Origin of the sequence: Streptomyces sp. NBC_00726, from assembly GCF_045161735.1 — a bacterium.
In the GTDB taxonomy this organism is placed as follows: Bacteria; Actinomycetota; Actinomycetes; order Streptomycetales; family Streptomycetaceae; genus Streptomyces.
Genome location: NZ_CP108983.1, coordinates 4,848,937 through 4,866,495 on the forward strand (window position 1 = coordinate 4,848,937; position 17,559 = coordinate 4,866,495).

General features: G+C 71.9%; 14 protein-coding genes. 9 read left to right on the forward strand and 5 right to left on the reverse strand.

Annotated features, from left to right (window positions below; genetic code table 11):
* The first annotated feature begins 124 nt into the window (after positions 1-124).
* From OG338_RS21845 to OG338_RS21860, 4 genes are read left to right on the forward strand one after another with little or no spacing between them, the layout of a single operon-like run.
* On the forward strand, positions 125-1,054 hold the full coding sequence (locus OG338_RS21845) for an ABC transporter ATP-binding protein (protein WP_405938929.1): 930 nt from the start codon (positions 125-127) through the stop codon (positions 1,052-1,054).
* 1 nt (position 1,055) lies between these two features.
* A complete protein-coding gene (locus OG338_RS21850; RefSeq protein WP_405938930.1) occupies positions 1,056-1,853 on the forward strand; it encodes an ABC transporter permease in 798 nt (265 codons plus the stop codon).
* Positions 1,854-1,878: 25 nt separating this feature from the next.
* Positions 1,879-3,132 carry a sensor histidine kinase gene (locus tag OG338_RS21855; RefSeq protein ID WP_405938931.1) on the forward strand — a complete coding sequence of 418 codons (1,254 nt, stop codon included), beginning with the start codon at positions 1,879-1,881 and terminating at the stop codon, positions 3,130-3,132.
* A gap of 23 nt (positions 3,133-3,155) precedes the next feature.
* Positions 3,156-3,806, forward strand: coding sequence for a response regulator (locus tag OG338_RS21860; protein ID WP_405938932.1), 651 nt, complete (start codon positions 3,156-3,158; stop codon positions 3,804-3,806).
* A 14-nt stretch (positions 3,807-3,820) separates the two neighbouring features.
* Here OG338_RS21860 and glgX read toward each other — a convergent pair whose 3' ends face one another.
* Positions 3,821-6,055 carry a glycogen debranching protein GlgX gene (gene glgX / locus OG338_RS21865; protein WP_405938933.1) on the reverse strand — a complete coding sequence of 745 codons (2,235 nt, stop codon included), beginning with the start codon at positions 6,053-6,055 and terminating at the stop codon, positions 3,821-3,823.
* A gap of 153 nt (positions 6,056-6,208) precedes the next feature.
* On the opposite strand from glgX, the gene OG338_RS21870 reads away from it, so the two are divergent.
* The 5 genes from OG338_RS21870 (at position 6,209) to OG338_RS21890 (ending at position 11,202) form a co-directional block, all read left to right on the forward strand.
* Positions 6,209-7,435, forward strand: a complete 1,227-nt coding sequence (locus tag OG338_RS21870; protein ID WP_405938934.1) for an Ig-like domain-containing protein — start codon at positions 6,209-6,211, stop codon at positions 7,433-7,435.
* A 191-nt stretch (positions 7,436-7,626) separates the two neighbouring features.
* Entirely contained in the window at positions 7,627-8,880 is a 1,254-nt protein-coding gene (locus tag OG338_RS21875) for an Ig-like domain-containing protein (protein WP_405938935.1), read from the forward strand.
* A gap of 131 nt (positions 8,881-9,011) precedes the next feature.
* Entirely contained in the window at positions 9,012-9,779 is a 768-nt protein-coding gene (locus OG338_RS21880) for an enoyl-CoA hydratase/isomerase family protein (protein ID WP_405938936.1), read from the forward strand.
* Between the two features lie 274 nt (positions 9,780-10,053).
* Complete coding sequence (locus OG338_RS21885; protein WP_405938937.1) at positions 10,054-10,569, forward strand: ATP-binding protein; 516 nt, start codon at positions 10,054-10,056, stop codon at positions 10,567-10,569.
* Between the two features lie 417 nt (positions 10,570-10,986).
* Positions 10,987-11,202 carry an EF-hand domain-containing protein gene (locus tag OG338_RS21890; protein ID WP_018102550.1) on the forward strand — a complete coding sequence of 72 codons (216 nt, stop codon included), beginning with the start codon at positions 10,987-10,989 and terminating at the stop codon, positions 11,200-11,202.
* A 170-nt stretch (positions 11,203-11,372) separates the two neighbouring features.
* Here the strand turns inward: OG338_RS21890 and OG338_RS21895 are convergent, their stop codons facing one another.
* From OG338_RS21895 to OG338_RS21910, 4 genes are all read right to left on the reverse strand, one after another.
* Entirely contained in the window at positions 11,373-12,383 is a 1,011-nt protein-coding gene (locus OG338_RS21895) for a terpene synthase family protein (RefSeq protein WP_408997404.1), read from the reverse strand.
* Between the two features lie 531 nt (positions 12,384-12,914).
* A complete protein-coding gene (locus OG338_RS21900) occupies positions 12,915-14,084 on the reverse strand; it encodes an SGNH/GDSL hydrolase family protein (RefSeq protein WP_405940499.1) in 1,170 nt (389 codons plus the stop codon).
* 183 nt (positions 14,085-14,267) lie between these two features.
* Positions 14,268-15,974 (reverse strand): methionine--tRNA ligase, encoded by a 1,707-nt coding sequence (metG, locus tag OG338_RS21905; RefSeq protein WP_405938938.1) that lies wholly within the window; start codon positions 15,972-15,974, stop codon positions 14,268-14,270.
* Positions 15,975-16,090: 116 nt separating this feature from the next.
* Complete coding sequence (locus OG338_RS21910; RefSeq protein ID WP_405938939.1) at positions 16,091-17,473, reverse strand: L-serine ammonia-lyase; 1,383 nt, start codon at positions 17,471-17,473, stop codon at positions 16,091-16,093.
* Between the last annotated feature and the right edge of the window lie 86 nt (positions 17,474-17,559).

Consider the following 17,559-nt stretch of genomic DNA (forward strand, 5'->3'; position numbering starts at 1 on the left):
CCCGCCAGGCGGCGCACCGGGGCGGACCCCCAGGGGTCGTACGGGCCATCAACCGATCGGCCGATGCCGGTTCGAGCGCGATGGCCGATACCGGGGCGGGCCCGGCGGGCGGATGCTCGGTGCCATGGCAATCATCGAAGCGAACGGGGTGCGTAAGTCCTACGCCGGCCGCCCCGTGGTCGACGGCGTCTCCTTCGCCGTCGAAGAGGGGGAGATCTTCGGAATTCTCGGCCCCAACGGCGCGGGCAAGACCACCATCGTCGAGTGCGTCGCGGGCCTGCGGGTCCCCGACGCGGGCACCGTCCGGGTCGCCGGGCTCGACCCGGTCGCCGACCGCTACCGGGTGACCGGGCTGCTCGGCACCCAGCTCCAGGAGAGCGAACTCCAGCCCAAGATCACCGTACGCGAGGCCCTGGACCTGTACAGCGCCTTCTACCCCCGGCCCGCCGACTGGCGCCCGCTCGCCGAACGGCTCGGCCTGGACGGCAGGCTGGACACCCGCTTCCACCGGCTCTCCGGCGGCCAGAAGCAGCGGCTGTCCATCGCGCTCGCCCTCGTCGGCCGGCCCCGCGTGGTCATCCTGGACGAGTTGACCACCGGCCTGGACCCACGGGCCCGGCGCGACACCTGGCAGCTGATCGAGGACATCCGGAACGGCGGCGTCACCGTCGTGCTCGTCACCCACTTCATGGAGGAGGCCCAGCGCCTCTGCGACCGCATCGCCGTCATCGACCGGGGGCGCGTCGTCGCGCTCGACACCCCGGCCGGTCTGGTCGCCGGCGCCGACGGCTCCACCGTCATCTCCTTCACGCCCTCCGCCCCGCTGCCCGAGGCCGAACTCGTGGGCCTGCCCGGCGCGGTGTCGTACGAGACCGAGGGCGGCCGGGTCGTCATCAACGGCACCGACGAGACCGTCAACGCCGTGATCTCGCTGCTGGCCCGGCTCCGCGTCACCGCCCACCGCCTGCGCGTCTCCGAGGCCACCCTGGACGACGCCTTCCTCGACCTCACCGGCCCCGCCGACGGGCCCGGCCGCACAGAACGGGCAGCCTGAGATGGCCACAGCGCACACCGCACCCACCGCACCCGCACCCGCGCCCCGCACCGCCGTGCCCGGCGCGACGCTCGCCGTCCTCAAGGCGGAGACCCGGCTCTTCCTGCGCGAACCGGGCAGCCTGTTCTGGATCGTGGTCTTCCCGACCGTGCTCCTGGTGATCCTCGGCTTCGTCCCCTCCTTCCGGGCGCACGACGACGGACTCGGCGGCCGGCGCGTCATCGATCTGTACGTGCCCGTCTCGGTGCTGCTCGCCCTGATCATGTCCGGGCTCCAGGCGATGCCGCCCGTCCTCACCGGCTACCGCGAACGCGGCATCCTGCGCCGGATGTCGACCACCCCGGTGCGCCCCGCCGCCCTGCTCGGCGCGCAGATCGCGCTGCACGGCGCGGCCGCGCTGCTTTCCGCCCTGCTGGTCGTCGTCGTGGGCCGGACCGCCTACGGGGTGCGGCTGCCGGAGCAGCCGTTCGGCTATCTGCTGGCGCTGCTGCTCGCGGTCGCCTGCGTCCTCGCCATCGGCTCGCTGATCTGCGCGCTCTCCCGTACGACGAAGATCGCCGCCGCCGCGGGCTCGCTCGTCTACTTCTCCATGATGTTCACGGCGGGCGTCTGGGTCCCCGTCCAGGCCATGCCCGACGCGCTGCGCCGCGTCGTCCAGGCCACCCCCTTCGGCGCCGCGTCCCAGGCCCTGGACCAGGCCGCCCGGGGCTCCTGGCCGGGCTGGGCCTACCTCGGAGCGGTCGCCGCCTGGGCCCTCGCGGCCGGGTGGACCGCCATCCGCACCTTCAGGTGGCAGTAGCCGGGACCGGGGGAGACTTTCCCGTATGAGCGCACACGTCACGACGGCCGAGCAGTGGTGGGGACGGTTCTTCCGCTACGGCCCCTACGGGCTGCTCGGCCTGTCCGCCGTCGTCTCGGCCGTCACCCGCAACCTCGTCATGTCCCCGGCCGACGTACGCGCGGCCGCGCTGCTCCTCCCGGCGGCGCTCGGCCTCCAGCTGTGGTGGTCCCGCACCGCGTCCGGCGCCGGACCGGGGGCGAGCGTCTGCTACTTCGGCGCCCGCACCCTGCTCGCCTTCGGGCTGACCTGGTGCAACCCCTTCTTCTCCATCTACGCGGTGTTCGGCTACTTCGACGCCGGCCGGGTCCTCCCGCAACGCGTCTTCCGGGCCGGGCTGCTGGCCGTCGCGGTCATCATGGCGGCCGCGCAGAGCGGCAGCCCGCTGCCGCCCGCCACCCTGATGAACTGGATCGTCTTCGGCGTCGTCCTCGCCGTGCACGCCACGCTCACCATGGTCTTCGCCCAGATCGGAGACCGGGAGGCCGAGCAGGACCGGTCCAGGAACGCGACCATCACCGCCCTGGAGACGGCCAACGCCCGCCTGGAACAGGCCCTCGCGGAGAACGCCGGGCTGCACGCCCAGCTCCTCGTCCAGGCCCGCGAGGCCGGGGTGGCCGATGAGCGGAGCCGGCTGGCCGCCGAGATCCACGACACCATCGCGCAGGGCCTCACCGGCATCATCGCCCAGCTCCAGGCCGCCACCTCCACCGGCGACACCGACCCGGACCTCGCCCGCGAACACCTCGTCCGGGCCGCCGCCCTCGCCCGGCACAGCCTCGGCGAGGCCCGCCGCTCGGTGCACAACCTGCTGCCCGCGGCCCTCGAACACGACGACCTGCCCGGCGCGCTCAGGAAGACCGTCGCCGCCTGGTCCGGGCGTACGGGCGTGCGCGCCGAGTTCACCGTCACCGGCACCGTCGCCCCCCTGCACGACGAGGTCGGCGCCACCCTGCTCCGCATAGCCGAGGAGGCCCTGGCCAACGCGGCCCGGCACGCCGGGGCGTCCCGGGCCGGGGTCACCCTGTCGTACATGGGCGACGAGATCACGCTCGACGTCCGCGACGACGGGCGCGGCTTCGACCCGGCCGAGCTGCCCCCGTACCGGGGCGCCGGCGGATTCGGCCTCGGCGGCATGCGCTCGCGCGCCGAACGCATCGCGGGCACCGTCGAGGTGGAGACCGGACCCGGCCTCGGCACGGCGGTCAGCGCCCGCGTCCCGCTGGTGCCGCACGGCTGACCCGGTCCCGTACGGTGTCCGTCATGGACTGGGAACCCGCGCGCGTCATCACCCTGATCGTCGTCGACGACCACCCCGTCGTACGGGACGGGCTGCGCGGGATGTTCGCCTCCGCACCGGAGTTCCGGGTGCTCGGCGAGGCGGCCGACGGGGTGGAGGGCGTCGAGATGGCCGCCCGGCTCGACCCCGACGTGGTGCTCATGGACCTGCGGATGCCGGGCGGCGGCGGGGTCGCCGCGATCACCGAGCTGACCCGGCGCGGCGCCCGCTCCAAGGTCCTCGTCCTCACCACGTACGACACCGACTCCGACACCCTCCCCGCGATCGAGGCGGGCGCCACCGGCTACCTCCTCAAGGACGCGCCCCGCGAGGAGCTGTTCACCGCGGTCCGGGCCGCCGCCGAGGGCCGGACCGTGCTCTCACCGGCCGTCGCCTCGCGGCTCGTCTCGGCGGTCCGCGCCCCGGCCGCCCCCGGCAACGAGACGCTGTCCGCCCGCGAGCGCGAGGTGCTGGCGCTCGTCGCCCGGGGCACCTCCAACCGGGAGATCGCCGCCGAGCTGTTCATCAGCGAGGCCACCGTGAAGACCCACCTCACCCACCTCTTCGCCAAACTGGGCGTCAAGGACCGCGCCGCCGCCGTGGCCACCGGCTACGACCGCGGCATCCTCGGCTGAGAGGGCCCGCCCCCTCACTCCCGTACGCGCAGCAGCAGCACCGACCGCTCCGGCACCGTCAGCCGCTCGCCGCCCCGGTGCACCGTGCCCGGGGGTTCGCTCTGGTCCTCGCGCGAGGTGTCCAGGACCCGTTCGTACGCCTGGGCCCACGGCGGGCCCGGCAGCAGGAAGTCCGCCGGTTCGTGGCCCGCGTGCAGAACGGCCAGGAAGCTGTCGTCGGTCACCTGCTCCCCGCGCGCGTCCCGCCCCGGGATGTCCCGGCCGGAGAGATAGAGGCCGACCGTCGCCGCAGGCGCGTACCAGTCGGCCTCGGTCATCTCCGTGCCCGCACCGGTGAACCACGCCAGGTCCCGCAGCCCGTCCGGGGCCTGCGGCCGCCCGGAGAAGAACGCCCGCCGCCGCAGCACCGGATGGCGGTGGCGCAGCGCGAGCACCCGCGCGGTCAGCGCCGCCAGCTCCCGCCACTCCGGCTGGTCGAGCAGCGACCAGTCGACCCAGCCGGTCTCGTTGTCCTGGCAGTACGCGTTGTTGTTGCCGCCCTGCGTACGCCCCATCTCGTCGCCCGCGACCAGCATCGGCACCCCGGTCGACAGGAGCAGTGTGGTGAGCAGGTTGCGCAGCTGCCGGCGGCGCAGCGCGTTGATGTCAGGGTCGTCCGTCTCGCCCTCGGCGCCGCAGTTCCAGGCCCGGTTGTCCGAGGTGCCGTCCCGGTTGTCCTCGCCGTTGGCCTCGTTGTGCTTCTCCTGGTAGCTCACCAGGTCGCGCAGGGTGAACCCGTCGTGCGCGGTGACGAAGTTGACCGAGGCGTACGGGCGGCGCCCGCCCCACGCGTACAGGTCGCTCGACCCGGTCAGCCGGTAGCCGAGATCCCGTACGTCGGGCAGCGCGCCGCGCCAGAAGTCCCGTACGGCGTCCCGGTAGTGGTCGTTCCACTCCGTCCACAGCGGCGGGAACGCCCCCACCTGGTAGCCGCCGTTGCCGACGTCCCACGGCTCGGCGATGAGCTTGACCCGGCGCAGCACCGGGTCCTGGGCGATCACCGCGAGGAACGGGGAGAGCATGTCCACGTCGTGCATGGACCGGGCGAGCGCCGCCGCGAGGTCGAAGCGGAAGCCGTCCACGCCCATCTCGGTCACCCAGTACCGCAGCGAGTCCGTGATGAGCCGCAGGACGTTCGGCTGGACGACGTGCAGGGTGTTGCCGCAGCCGGTGTAGTCCGCGTACCGGCGGGCGTCGGCCTGGAGGCGGTAGTGGCCCCGGTTGTCGATGCCGCGCAGCGACAGCGTCGGGCCCAGCTCGCCCGCCTCCGCGGTGTGGTTGTAGACGACGTCGAGGATGACCTCGATGCCCGCGTCGTGCAGCGCGCGCACCATCCGCTTGAACTCGCCGACCTGGCCGCCCGCCGTGCCGCTCGCCGAGTAGCCGGCGTGCGGGGCGAAGTAGCCGATGGAGTTGTAGCCCCAGTAGTTGCGCAGCCCGCGCCGCAGCAGATGGTCCTCGTGCGCGAACTGGTGCACCGGCAGCAGCTCCACCGCCGTCACCCCGAGGCGCTTCAGATGCCCGATCGCCGCCGGGTGCGCGAGCCCGGCGTAGCTGCCGCGCAGCTCCTCGGGGATGCCCGGGTGCCGCTGGGTGAAGCCCTTCACATGCAGCTCGTAGATGACGGAGTCCGCCCACGGCGTCTTCGGCCTGCGGTCGTCGGCCCAGTCGTCGTCCTCGTGGACGACGACCCCCTTCGGTACGTACGGGGCGGAGTCCCGTTCGTCCCGCACGGTGTCCGCGAACCGCTGGTCGGGCCAGTCCCTCACATGGCCGTACACCTCGGCCGGAAGGGTGAATTCGCCGTCCACGGCCCGGGCGTACGGATCGAGCAGCAGCTTCGCCGGATTCCACCGGGCGCCCGTCCACGGGTCCCACCGGCCGTGCACCCGGTATCCGTACCGCCGGCCGGGCAGGACCCCGGGCACGAAGCCGTGCCAGACCTCGTGGGTGAGCTCGGTCAGCGGGAGCCGGGTCTCGGTGCCGTCCGCTTCGAAGAGGCACAGTTCGACGGCCTCCGCGCCGCCCGCCCAGAGCGCGAAGTTGGTGCCCGCCACCCCGTCCGGTCCGGTCCTGAAGCGGGCGCCGAGCGGCATCGGCGCCCCCGGCCACACCACCGGCGGGCGGGGCCCGGACGCCGCGGCGGCGGCTTCCGCCCCGGTCCCCGGGTCCGTCTCCGGTACTGCCTGCTGCTCGGCTGCGCTCGACACCTGCTCGCCTCCCGCGGCTCGTGGGACCGGCACCGGAAGGGGAGTGTGCGGCGTCCCGGCCGCGGCTCCCCGAGTGCGGCCGTCCCCTGTGTTCTGCCCACCGGGCGGCCCGCACTCACGTTTCCCCCGACCGGCCCCCGTCGTTGGGGGGACATGACTGACGTAGCGAAGAAGGCAGGGGCGCGCCCGGTCACCCCGCCGCCCGTGCGGGGTCTGCTCGCCGTGCTGGCGCTGCTGGCCGTGCTGACGGGCTGTTCGGGCGCCGGTTCGTTCATCGGCGGGAAGGGGAAGCCGCAGGAGGCCATCCGGGTCACGCCCGCCGACCGGGCCGAAGGCGTCCGGGCGGACGACCGGGTCGGGGTGGAGGTCCCGGACGGCCGGCTGGAGAGCGTCCGGGTGCGGCGGATCGAGGACGCGCGGGAGCAGGAGGTGCCGGGCCGGATCGCCGAGGACGGCCACTCCTGGGCGCCGGCGAAGGGGGCGCGGCTGGGGCTCGCCGCCAAGTACAGCGTCGACGCGGTCGCGGTGGACGGCGGCGGCCACCGCGCGGCCCGGCACACCACCTTCACCACCGCCGTCCCCAAGGACCGCTTCATCGGCTACTTCAAGCCGGAGAACCGCTCGACCGTGGGCACCGGGATGATCGTCTCCTTCGAGTTCAACCGCCCCGTCACCCGGCGGGCGGCCGTGGAGCGGGCGATCCGGGTGACCGCCGATCCGCCGGTCGCGGTGGCCGGGCACTGGTTCGGGAAGAGCCGCCTGGACTTCCGCCCCGAGGAGTACTGGCGGTCCGGCACCGAGGTCACGGTGGACATCGGGCTGGCCGATGTGGAGGGCGCGCCAGGGGTGTACGGCAGCCAGCGCAAGACCGTGCGCTTCACGGTGGGCCGGGAGCAGATCTCCCGGGTGGACTCCGCCGCGCACACGATGGAGGTGCGCCGGGACGGGCAGCTGGTCTCCACGGTCCCGGTCACCGCGGGTTCGCCGACCACCACCACGTACAACGGGAAGATGGTGGTGAGCGAGATGCACGAGGTGACGCGGATGGACGGGCGGACCGTCGGCTTCGGCGGCGAGTACGACATCAAGGACGTGCCGCACGCCATCCGGCTGACCAGGTCCGGCACCTTCCTGCACGGCAACTACTGGTCCGACGACAGCGTCTTCGGCTCCACCAACGTCAGCCACGGCTGCATCGGGCTGCGGGACGTCCAGGGCGGCAGCGGCTCGACCCCGGCCGGCTGGTTCTTCGACCGCACCCTCATCGGGGACGTCGTCGAGGTCGTCAACTCCCCGGACAAGACGGTCGCACCGGACAACGGGCTCAGCGGCTGGAACCTGGACTGGACCCGGTGGCGGGCGGGCTCCGCACTCCGTTAGGGCCTGGCCGGGCGGGGTGGGCGGCGCTTCGCGGCCACTTGGGACGGAACGGTGACATTCCCGGGAGGATCTGCCCACAGTCGGTGTGATTATCTCTTTGATGAGCGCGCATTCTGTAGCGCGCGGGGGCGGGAACCCACGGGTTCCCCGGGCCTTGGCGGGGCCAGGCCGTGTGAGGGGAGACGACCACATTGAACGGGCAGCCGATATCGGGGACATCGGCCGGGACGGGCGGCAGGCGGCGGCTGCGGGGAGCCACCGGTCTGCCGGCCCTGGCGGTGGGTGCGCTGTTGCTTCTGGTGACGGCATGCGGCGGGGGAGCCGGTGGCGGCGGAACCGCGGACGCCAAGGCGGGCGGGGTCAAGGAACAGGACACCAGCGCCTCGCAGGCGGTGGTGACCGTCGCGCCCAAGGACGGGACCGGTGACGTCGCGACGAGCGGTGCGCTGAAGATCACCGCCGCGCAGGGCAAGCTGACGGTCGTCAAGGTCTCGGACCCCAAGGGCGGCGAGGTCGAGGGGAAGATCGCGGCGGACGGCGCGAGCTGGGTGCCCGACCATCACCTGGCGGCGGCGACCAAGTACAAGGTCCACGCGGTGGCCAAGGACGCCAAGGGCCGCGAGTCCGCCAAGGACACCTCCTTCACCACGCTCGTCCCCCAGAACACCTTCATCGGCCAGTACACCCCGGAGGACGGCTCGACCGTCGGCGTCGGCATGCCGGTCTCCATCCACTTCACCCGGGGCATCACCGACCCGGAGGCCGTCGAGAAGGCCATCAAGGTGACCGCCGAGCCGGCCGTCCCCGTCGAGGGCCACTGGTTCGGCAACGACCGCCTGGACTTCCGCCCCGAGCAGTACTGGGCCGCCGGCACCAAGGTCACCGTGAAGCTCAACCTGGACGGTGTCGAGGGCCGCCCCGGGGTCTACGGCAAGCAGGCCAAGACCATCTCCTTCACCATCGGCCGCAGCCAGGTCAGCACGGTCGACGCGAAGACGCACCGGATGAAGGTCGTCCGGGACGGCGAGCAGATCAAGGACATCCCGATCTCGGCGGGCGCCCCGGCCACCACCACGTACAACGGCCAGATGGTCATCAGCGAGAAGCTGCGGGTGACCCGGATGAACGGCGACACCGTCGGCTTCGGCGGCGAGTACGACATCAAGGACGTGCCGCACGCGATGCGCCTGTCCACCTCGGGCACCTTCATCCACGGCAACTACTGGGGCGGCCCGGGCGTGTTCGGCAACGCCAACACCAGTCACGGCTGTGTCGGCCTCCAGGACGTGCGCGGCGGCGGCAGCTCGTCCACGCCGGCGGCCTGGTTCTTCAACAACTCGCTCATCGGCGACGTGGTCGTCGTGAAGAACTCGCAGGACAAGACGATCAGCCCGGACAACGGCCTCAACGGCTGGAACATGAGCTGGCCGGAGTGGACCGAGTAGGTCCACACCCCTCACCCCCGGCGGGCCCGGCACCGAGATTCACGGTGCCGGGCCCGCCCGCGTCCGCCGTGACGCACGGCACCGCCCCCGGCCCCTACGAGGCCGCGTTAGCGCCGGTTAACCTGCACCCCATGACCGTAACCCTCGAAGTACGCGACGGCGTCGGCACCATCCGCCTGGACCGTCCGCCGATGAACGCCCTGGACGTGGCGACCCAGGACCGGCTGCGCGAGCTGGCCGAAGAGGCGTCCCGGTGCGACGACGTGCGCGCCGTGGTGCTCTACGGCGGCGAGAAGGTGTTCGCGGCGGGCGCGGACATCAAGGAGATGCAGGCGATGGACCACGCGGCCATGGTGCTGCGCTCCAAGGCCCTCCAGGACTCCTTCACCGCCGTCGCCCGCATCCCCAAGCCCGTCGTCGCGGCCGTCACCGGCTACGCGCTCGGCGGCGGCTGCGAACTGGCCCTCTGCGCGGACATCCGCATCGCCGGGGACAACGCCAAGCTCGGCCAGCCGGAGATCCTGCTCGGTCTCATCCCGGGCGCCGGCGGCACCCAGCGCCTCGCCCGGCTGGTCGGCCCCGCCAAGGCCAAGGACCTCATCTTCACCGGCCGGCACGTCAAGGCGGACGAGGCCCTGGCGATGGGGCTCGTGGACCGCGTGGTGCCCGCCGCCGAGGTGTACGAGCAGGCGCACGCCTGGGCGGCCGGGCTGGCCAAGGGGCCGGCGCTGGCGCTGCGCGCGGCCAAGGAGGCCGTCGACGCCGGTCTGGAGACGGACATCGACACGGGCCTCACGATCGAACGGACCTGGTTCGCCGGTCTGTTCGCCACGGAGGACCGGGAACGCGGCATGCGCAGCTTCGTGGAGGAGGGCCCGGGCAAGGCGAAATTCCTCTGACCGGCAGCTGGTTGAAACCCCGCCCGAACGCCGGTGGAGAACGCGGACAGGCGCGTTCATCCGTGCGGGCGGATTAGCGGAACCTTAAGAGAACCTTAAGAGCCACCGCGTCCGGGGCGTCGGCGAACCCGACCGGAGGGATTGTTTTCGCAGGTCAACCGGGCTGTCTTCAGTGGCGCAGTGCCAGTGGCATATGCCGGACGCCCCTCGGGGAACGACTGATTGGGGGTCGGGTATTCCCCCGGAACGGCCCCGGAAGGCCCGCTGTGCAGCCATGATGGTGTGCATGGCGGGCCTGGAGGGTGTGGAGCAGCCGCGACCGCGCAGCAGCGCGACAGCGGCACGGAGATTGCCGGCCGTCGAGGACGAACAGGCGTTCAAAGCGCTGGAGTTGTTCGGGAACCCGACGGAGGAAGAAGTCCGGCTGCCCTCTCGCCCGGAGTCCGCGGCCACCGCGCGCCGGCTCACCTCGTGCGTCGTCCTGCATCAGTGGGCGCTCTCCGAGCAGACCGCCGAACACGCCGTCCTGCTCGTCTCCGAGCTCGTCGGGAACGCCGTGCGGCACACCGGGGCCCGGGTCTTCGGACTGCGCATGCTGCGCCGCCGCGGCTGGATCAGGATCGAGGTGCGCGACCCCTCGCGCGGGCTGCCGTGCCTGATGCCGGTCCGCGAGATGGACATCAGCGGCCGCGGCCTCATGCTCGTGGACAAGCTCTCCGACCGCTGGGGCGTGGACCTGTTACCCCGGGGCAAGACCACCTGGTTCGAGATGCGCATCTCCGACCGCTGAGCGCCGGCTTCGCGGCCGCCCCCGGGCAGACAGAAGCCCCCGTGTCGGCCGTGGTGCGGCGCCTCGGGGGCTTCTGTGGGGGACCGTGAAATGGGGGGTGTTGTTCACGGCCGCTCTTGACGACCTGGCCCGGGTCAATGGGGGTCGTGCCACCGACTATGACAGACGGAAGACTCCGCAGCCAAAGCCGCATACTTCATATATGGCCACACATCCGGACATTTCATTGAAGAAACGCAGGTGTGGTGGGTCACGTGCCTGGAAATCAATGAATATCCATGGGTTCACGCGCATGATCCATTGATCGTCCACGATGTGGACGGCGTGTGCCGCTTCGCTGCCCCTCCCACGCGTCGGCCCGGCCGGAGCGCCCGATAATCTGAGCCCCGTCAGACAGTCATACGAAGGGGCGGAACAGTGGCGGACATCGAGTCGGCGCGCAAGGCGTTCGAGCGGTACGACCTGAACGGCGACGGGCTGATCTCGGCCGCCGAGTACAAGAGCGTCATGGCCCAGCTGGGCGACCCGTACGTCACCGAGCCGGTCGCGCAGGCCGTGATCAACTCCCACGACGCGAACGGCGACGGGCTCCTCACGTTCGACGAGTTCTGGGCCGCGCAGAACAAGGGCTGATCCGGGACAGACTCCGGGCCATCGGTTCCGGCCACCGGTGGCCACCCGGCCCCCGCCGGGACGCGCGGGGGACCGGGTGGCGAGAAATGTCCGGAAATCGCTGACACGGCCGCGCGCGCCGGTCCCGGTCACTGCCCCGCCCGCGCCCGCTCCGCCCCTTTTCCGCCCCGTCAGGCCGCGAAGTTACGGGACATCGCCCCGCCCTCCTCGATCTCCGTCAGCTCCGGGCGGGTGTAGCGCTCGGCCCGGGCGTGGTAGTCGAAGTCCCCCCGTACGAGCCCCCGGTAGTCCAGGACGCAGCGCTCCAGGGCGATGCGCGTCGGGCCCTCGATTCCCGCCGCCTCGATCTCCTGGACGAGTTCCTTCTCGGCCCGCTGCACCCGGTCGGCGATACGGCCGAGCAGAATTCCGGCCTCCTCCACCGCCTCCTGGAGGGTGCACCCCCGGTCGCGCTGGAGCAGCCGGACGGTGTTGTGCTCGTATCCGAGCATCGCCTCCTTCTCGAACGAGCAGATGTCGTTGCAGAGCCCGGAATGGTCGGCCACCGCATTGCGCAGCGCGATATAGGCGGGCAGGCTCCGGGCGGATTCCGGGAGGTCGATTCCGGCGGTGATCTCGTGCAGATCCAGGAACGGCTGCATCGCCACGGAATCCCGCCGGTGCTTCACGAAGTCGGCGGTGCTCGGCACATGCCCGGCCGCCCGGTCCACGGCCTCCGCGTAGTACGTCCACAGCCAGGCCGCCGTGTCCCGCCGGAACTGCCGCACCCAGTGCGCCGGACGGTCCACGCAGGTCCGGGCGAGCAGTTCGTCCAGCGCGTGCTCCATGCGGCCGACGGGCGCCCGCATCCCGTCCAGGACGTCCACCAGACGCCCGATCGCGCTCTCGCACAGCCGGGGGTCGCGCCCGGCCGGCCCGTCGTCGAACTCGTCGTCCACCAGAAAGGCCCAGAAGAGCCACTGGCAGAAAAGGTCCAGATGCTTCTGCGAGGCCCGGGGGAATATCAGCGAGATCCAGAGCTCCGGGCGGGTCCGGATCATTTTCTTCACGGCCACGGGTGACAGGACGAGTTCACTGGCCTCCGCCCATTCCCAGGCGGCCTTTTTCGTCTTCTCAACTCCCGGATGGCATCCCGCACTTTCGAACGGCATGTGGAATGCGGGAAGCGCGATCTTGCTCATGGTGCACCTCGTCGTGACGATAAGAACAGGGCAGGGGGATGCGCGAGACGGACACGCGCACGCGGAACGCGCGACGACGAGTGGCGGACGCGCGTGAGGCCGTGCCCCCGGCCGTACGGCAACACCCCGCACCGGCCCGGCGGGAGCGCGGCGGGACCGCCGCCCGGACGCGACGGCGCCCGCCGCGCCCCCGGAGCGGGAAGGGCGCGGCGGGCGGTCGCCGCCGGACACCCGGCCGCCCCCTCCGGACGGCCGTGCCCGGCCCGTACGGCCGGATCACGCCGCGGGCGTGCCGGGGAAGGGGCGGCTGGCATGGCTGTCCTCTTTCCTCCGCGCGGACCGGGCGGCCGGAGCGGGGCCCGGGGCAGCGCACCGCCTGACGTGCGCGGCGGTCGCGTCACCACTCGTCACGTCCAGTGAACTCCCCGCGAGCGAGGGAGGGAAGGCGCCGGTGACCGAAAATGTGTCATCGGCGCGAACTCCTGCGCGCTTGTGAGCAGTTGGCGCACTCCTGGGCCGCCCGGGAGCCGGTCAGTTGTAGCCGAAGCCCGCCGGCAGCGGTGACGCCTCGAAGAGCCGGGCCGGGACCGCCCCGGCGAGGGCCCGGTAGCCGGCCGGGTTCAGATGCAGATGGTCGCCGTCGTCCAGGGACGCGCGGATCGCGGCGGGCCGGTGCGGATCGCGGACCGCCCGGTCGAAGTCCAGCACCGCATCGAACCGGCCGCCGGCGCGTATCCAGGAGTTGACCGTACGCCGGGCCTCCTCGCGGTACCCGTCCGGATCGTCGTAGTCCGTGTTGCCGCCGAACGGTGTCAGCGTCGCCCCGTACACCCGGATGCCCTGGGCGTGGGCGCGCGTGATGATCTGGTCGTACGCGGTGATGACGGCCTCGGCCGTGCGCTTCTGGGCCGCCGGGGTGGCGGCCGCCGTGCCGATGTCGTTGACGCCCTCGAAGACGATCAGCCGGTCCGTCCCGCTCTGCGCCAGGACGTCGCGGTCGAGCCGGGCCAGCCCGTTGGGGCCGAGGCCGTCGGCGAGCAGCCGGTTGCCGCCGGCCGCCTGGTTGACCACGGACGTACGGTCCGTCAGCCGCTTCTGGAGCACGTCCGGCCAGCGGTCGTTGCCGTTGGTCGTGGAGCCCCGGCCGTCCGTCAGCGAGTCCCCGAGCACGGCCGTCGCCGACGTGGTGCCCCGGGCCCAGACCTCGACCCCGCTGAGCAGATACCAGTGGTCGGTGGTCGTCGCGCCGGGCAGGTCCCCGTCCCGTACGTGGTCGCCGCGCAGCAGGTACGAGGTCGTGCGGGAGCCCGGGTGCGAGGTGAGGGCGGTGGACGCCTGCCCGGTCGCCAGATAGACCGTCGCCGTGAGGTTGGACCCGGGGGCGATCCGGAAGTCCAGCGGGTCGGACACGGCCTGCGCCCCGGCCGGTACGTCGATGGACGCCGAGCCCCGGAAGGTCACCCTGTGCGAGGTCCCCGGACGGATCGCCCCGGTCCCCGCCCTCCCGTCCAGCGGGAGCGCCACGGAGACCTCGGTGATCGGCAGCACCGCGCCGCCGAACGCGTTGGAGAACCGCAGCCGGATGTGGTCGCCGCCCGCCGAGACATGGACGGTCTGCCGCAGCGTCGTGTCCGTCAGCACGGAGTCGTCGCCGGTGAAGGGGGCCGGCGGCATGTTCGACGGCTCGGTCAGCTGGGGCATCGACGTCCAGGTGCTCACCCAGTGCGCGCCGCGTTCCCGGGGGCCGGGCACGCGGCAGATTAGCGCCACCGAAACTTTCGGTCAACGGTTCGAAATATTTCGACGGGGAGTGAGGGCGCCCCGGAACGCGAAATCGCCCGGCCGGAAGGACCCGGCCGGGCGACGACGTACGACTGTGCGGGACTACTGGGCGCCGAAGCGCGCGCGCCACGCCTCCAGGTCCTCGTCGGTGATCTTGGCGAAGAGCACCGGCGGCACCGTGAACGCGGTCCCGGCCGGCACGGACGCCAGGGCGCGGGCCTCGTCGGCGCCCACCCAGGTCGCGGTGTCGTCCGCCAGGGCGAACGCCTCGCGCATGGCCCGCGCGGACGACGGGATGAACGGCTCCGAGACCACCGCGTACAGGTGGATCAGGTTCATCGCGGTGCGCAGCGTGAGCGCGGCACCCTCCTGGTCGGTCTTGATCTCCAGCCAGGGGGCCTTCTCCTCCAGGTAGGAGTTGCCCGCGCTCCACAGCGCGCGCAGGGCCTGGGCCGCCTTGCGGAACTGGAGCGCCTCCAGGTGGCCCTCGTACTCCGCGAGCAGCCGCGCGATCTCCTCGCCCAGCTTCCGCTCGGCCTCCCCGGCCTCCTTGCCCGCCGGGACCTCGTCGCCGAACCGCTTGCGCGAGAAGGACAGCACCCGGTTCACGAAGTTGCCGAGGGTGTCGGCCAGGTCCTTGTTGACCGAGGTGGCGAACAGCTCCCAGGTGAACGACGTGTCGTCCGACTCGGGGGCCTGCGCCATCAGGAAGTAGCGCCAGTAGTCCGCGGGCAGCAGCTCAAGGGCGGTGTCCGAGAAGATGCCGCGCTGCTGCGACGTCGAGAACTTGCCGCCGTAGTAGTTCAGCCAGTTGAACGCCTTGACGTGGTCGACCCGCTTGACCGGCTCACGGGTGCCGATCTGCATCGCCGGGAACATCACCGTGTGGAACGGGACGTTGTCCTTGGCCATGAACTGCGTGTACCGGACGTCGGACGCCTCGTACCACCAGGACTTCCAGTCCCGGGACTCCGGCTCCAGGTCCGCCCACTCCTTCGTCGCCCCGAGGTACTCGATGGGGGCGTCGAACCAGACGTAGAAGACCTTGCCCTCGGCCGCCAGCTCCGGCCAGGTGTCGGCCGGGACCGGCACGCCCCACTCCAGGTCACGGGTGATCGACCGGTCGTGCAGGCCCTCGGTGAGCCACTTGCGGGCGATCGAGGACGCCAGGTGCGGCCACTCGTCGCTCGTCTTGTCGATCCACGCCTCGACCTCGCCGGACAGCTTCGACTGGAGGAGGAAGAGGTGCTTGGTCTCCCGGACCTCCAGCTCGCTGCTGCCGCTGATCGCGGAGCGCGGCTCGATCAGGTCCGTCGGGTCCAGCACCCGGGTGCAGTTCTCGCACTGGTCGCCGCGCGCCTTGTCGTACCCGCAGTGCGGGCACGTACCGACGATGTAGCGGTCCGGCAGGAAGCGGTCGTCGGCGATCGAGAAGACCTGGCGGATCGCCCGCTCCTCGATGAAGCCGTTCTCGTGCAGCTTGCGGGCGAAGTGCTGGGTGATCTCGCGGTTCTCGGCGGAGGAGCTGCGCCCGAAGTAGTCGAACGCGAGCCCGAACCCGTCGTAGACCGCCTTCTGCGCGTCGTGCTGCTGCGCGCAGAACTCGGCCACCGGCAGCCCGGCCGCCTTCGCGGCCAGCTCCGCCGGGGTGCCGTGCTCGTCGGTGGCGCAGATGTACAGCGCCTCCTCGCCCCGCTGGCGCAGATACCGCGTATAGACGTCCGCCGGGAGCATCGACCCGACCAGGTTCCCCAGGTGCTTGATCCCGTTGATGTAGGGAAGCGCGCTGGTGATCAGGTGTCGAGTCATCGTCGGATGCTCCCAGTTTCTAAGGTGCCGGTGCCTCTGTCGCAGGCCGTTTGCATCTTATCGAATGGGGGAGAGCCCCCTTTACCGGATTTACGGGCCCTCGGCTCCGCGGACCCTCAGCACTCGATGATGTTCACCGCGAGCCCGCCCCGCGCGGTCTCCTTGTACTTGACCGACATGTCCGCGCCGGTCTCCTTCATCGTCTTGATGACCTTGTCCAGGGAGACCTTGTGGCTGCCGTCGCCGCGCAGCGCCATCTTCGCGGCAGTGACCGCCTTCACCGCGGCCATGCCGTTGCGCTCGATGCACGGGATCTGGACGAGGCCGCCGACCGGGTCGCAGGTCAGGCCCAGGTTGTGCTCCATGCCGATCTCGGCGGCGTTCTCCACCTGCTCGGGGCTGCCGCCCAGGACCTCGGCGAGGGCGCCGGCGGCCATCGAGCAGGCCGAGCCGACCTCGCCCTGGCAGCCGACCTCGGCGCCGGAGATCGAGGCGTTCTCCTTGAACAGCATGCCGATCGCGCCGGCCGCCAGCAGGAAGCGGACCACGCTGTCGTCCTTCTCGGCCTCGGTCGCGCCGCCCGCCGCGAAGTTCATGTAGTAGTGCAGGACGGCCGGGATGATGCCGGCCGCGCCGTTCGTCGGGGCGGTGACCACGCGGCCGCCCGCCGCGTTCTCCTCGTTGACCGCCATCGCGTAGAGGGTGATCCACTCCATGGCGTGCGTCTGGGGGTCGCCCTCCGCGCGCAGCTGGCGGGCGGTCTTCGCGGCGCGGCGGTGCACCTTGAGGCCGCCGGGCAGGACGCCCTCGCGGGACATCCCGCGCGTCACGCACGCCTGCATGGCCCGCCAGATGCCGAGGAGCCCGGAGCGGATCTCCTCCTCGGTGCGCCAGGCGCGCTCGTTCTCCAGCATCAGCGAGGAGATCGACAGACCGGTCTCGCGGGCCAGCCGCAGCAGCTCGTCGCCGGTGCGGAAGGGGTGCTTCAGGACCGTGTCGTCCAGCACGATCCGGTCCTCGCCCACGGCGTCCTCGTCCACGACGAAGCCGCCGCCGACCGAGTAGTACGTCTTCTCCAGGAGCGGGGCGCCCTCGGCGTCGTACGCGAAGACGGTCATGCCGTTGGCGTGGTACGGGAGTGCCTTGCGGCGGTGCAGGACCAGCTGCTCGTCCGCGTCGAAGGGGATCTCGTGCATCCCGAGGAGGTTGATCCGGCCGCCGGCGCGGATCGCCTCGACGCGCTCGTCGGCCGTCTCGACGTCCACGGTGCGCGGGGACTCGCCCTCCAGGCCGAGCAGGACCGCCTTGGGGGTGCCGTGGCCGTGGCCGGTGGCGCCGAGCGAGCCGTACAGCTCGGCCCGGATGGCGGCGGTGTGCGCGAGCAGGCCCTCGTTCTTCAGGCGCCGCGCGAACATACGGGCCGCGCGCATGGGGCCGACCGTATGGGAGCTGGACGGGCCGATGCCGATCGAGAACAGGTCGAAGACCGAGATGGCCACGGGGGACTCCTAAGGGTTGGTAGACGCCGTTGTCTGCCGGGTGGTGCGTACGGGCCGGGTCGGCCCGGAGTGCATGAGACAAAGCG

Excerpts from the sequence above, each read along its gene's own strand:
- OG338_RS21850 (WP_405938930.1), top strand. The coding sequence starts at position 1,056 with ATGGCCACAGCGCACACCGCACCCACCGCACCCGCACCCGCGCCCCGC.
- OG338_RS21870 (WP_405938934.1), top strand. The coding sequence starts at position 6,209 with ATGACTGACGTAGCGAAGAAGGCAGGGGCGCGCCCGGTCACCCCGCCG.
- OG338_RS21845 (WP_405938929.1), top strand. The coding sequence starts at position 125 with ATGGCAATCATCGAAGCGAACGGGGTGCGTAAGTCCTACGCCGGCCGC.
- OG338_RS21895 (WP_408997404.1), bottom strand. The coding sequence starts at position 12,383 with ATGAGCAAGATCGCGCTTCCCGCATTCCACATGCCGTTCGAAAGTGCG.
- metG (WP_405938938.1), bottom strand. The coding sequence starts at position 15,974 with ATGACTCGACACCTGATCACCAGCGCGCTTCCCTACATCAACGGGATC.
- OG338_RS21880 (WP_405938936.1), top strand. The coding sequence starts at position 9,012 with ATGACCGTAACCCTCGAAGTACGCGACGGCGTCGGCACCATCCGCCTG.
- OG338_RS21860 (WP_405938932.1), top strand. The coding sequence starts at position 3,156 with ATGGACTGGGAACCCGCGCGCGTCATCACCCTGATCGTCGTCGACGAC.
- OG338_RS21885 (WP_405938937.1), top strand. The coding sequence starts at position 10,054 with ATGATGGTGTGCATGGCGGGCCTGGAGGGTGTGGAGCAGCCGCGACCG.
- OG338_RS21900 (WP_405940499.1), bottom strand. The coding sequence starts at position 14,084 with ATGCCCCAGCTGACCGAGCCGTCGAACATGCCGCCGGCCCCCTTCACC.
- OG338_RS21855 (WP_405938931.1), top strand. The coding sequence starts at position 1,879 with ATGAGCGCACACGTCACGACGGCCGAGCAGTGGTGGGGACGGTTCTTC.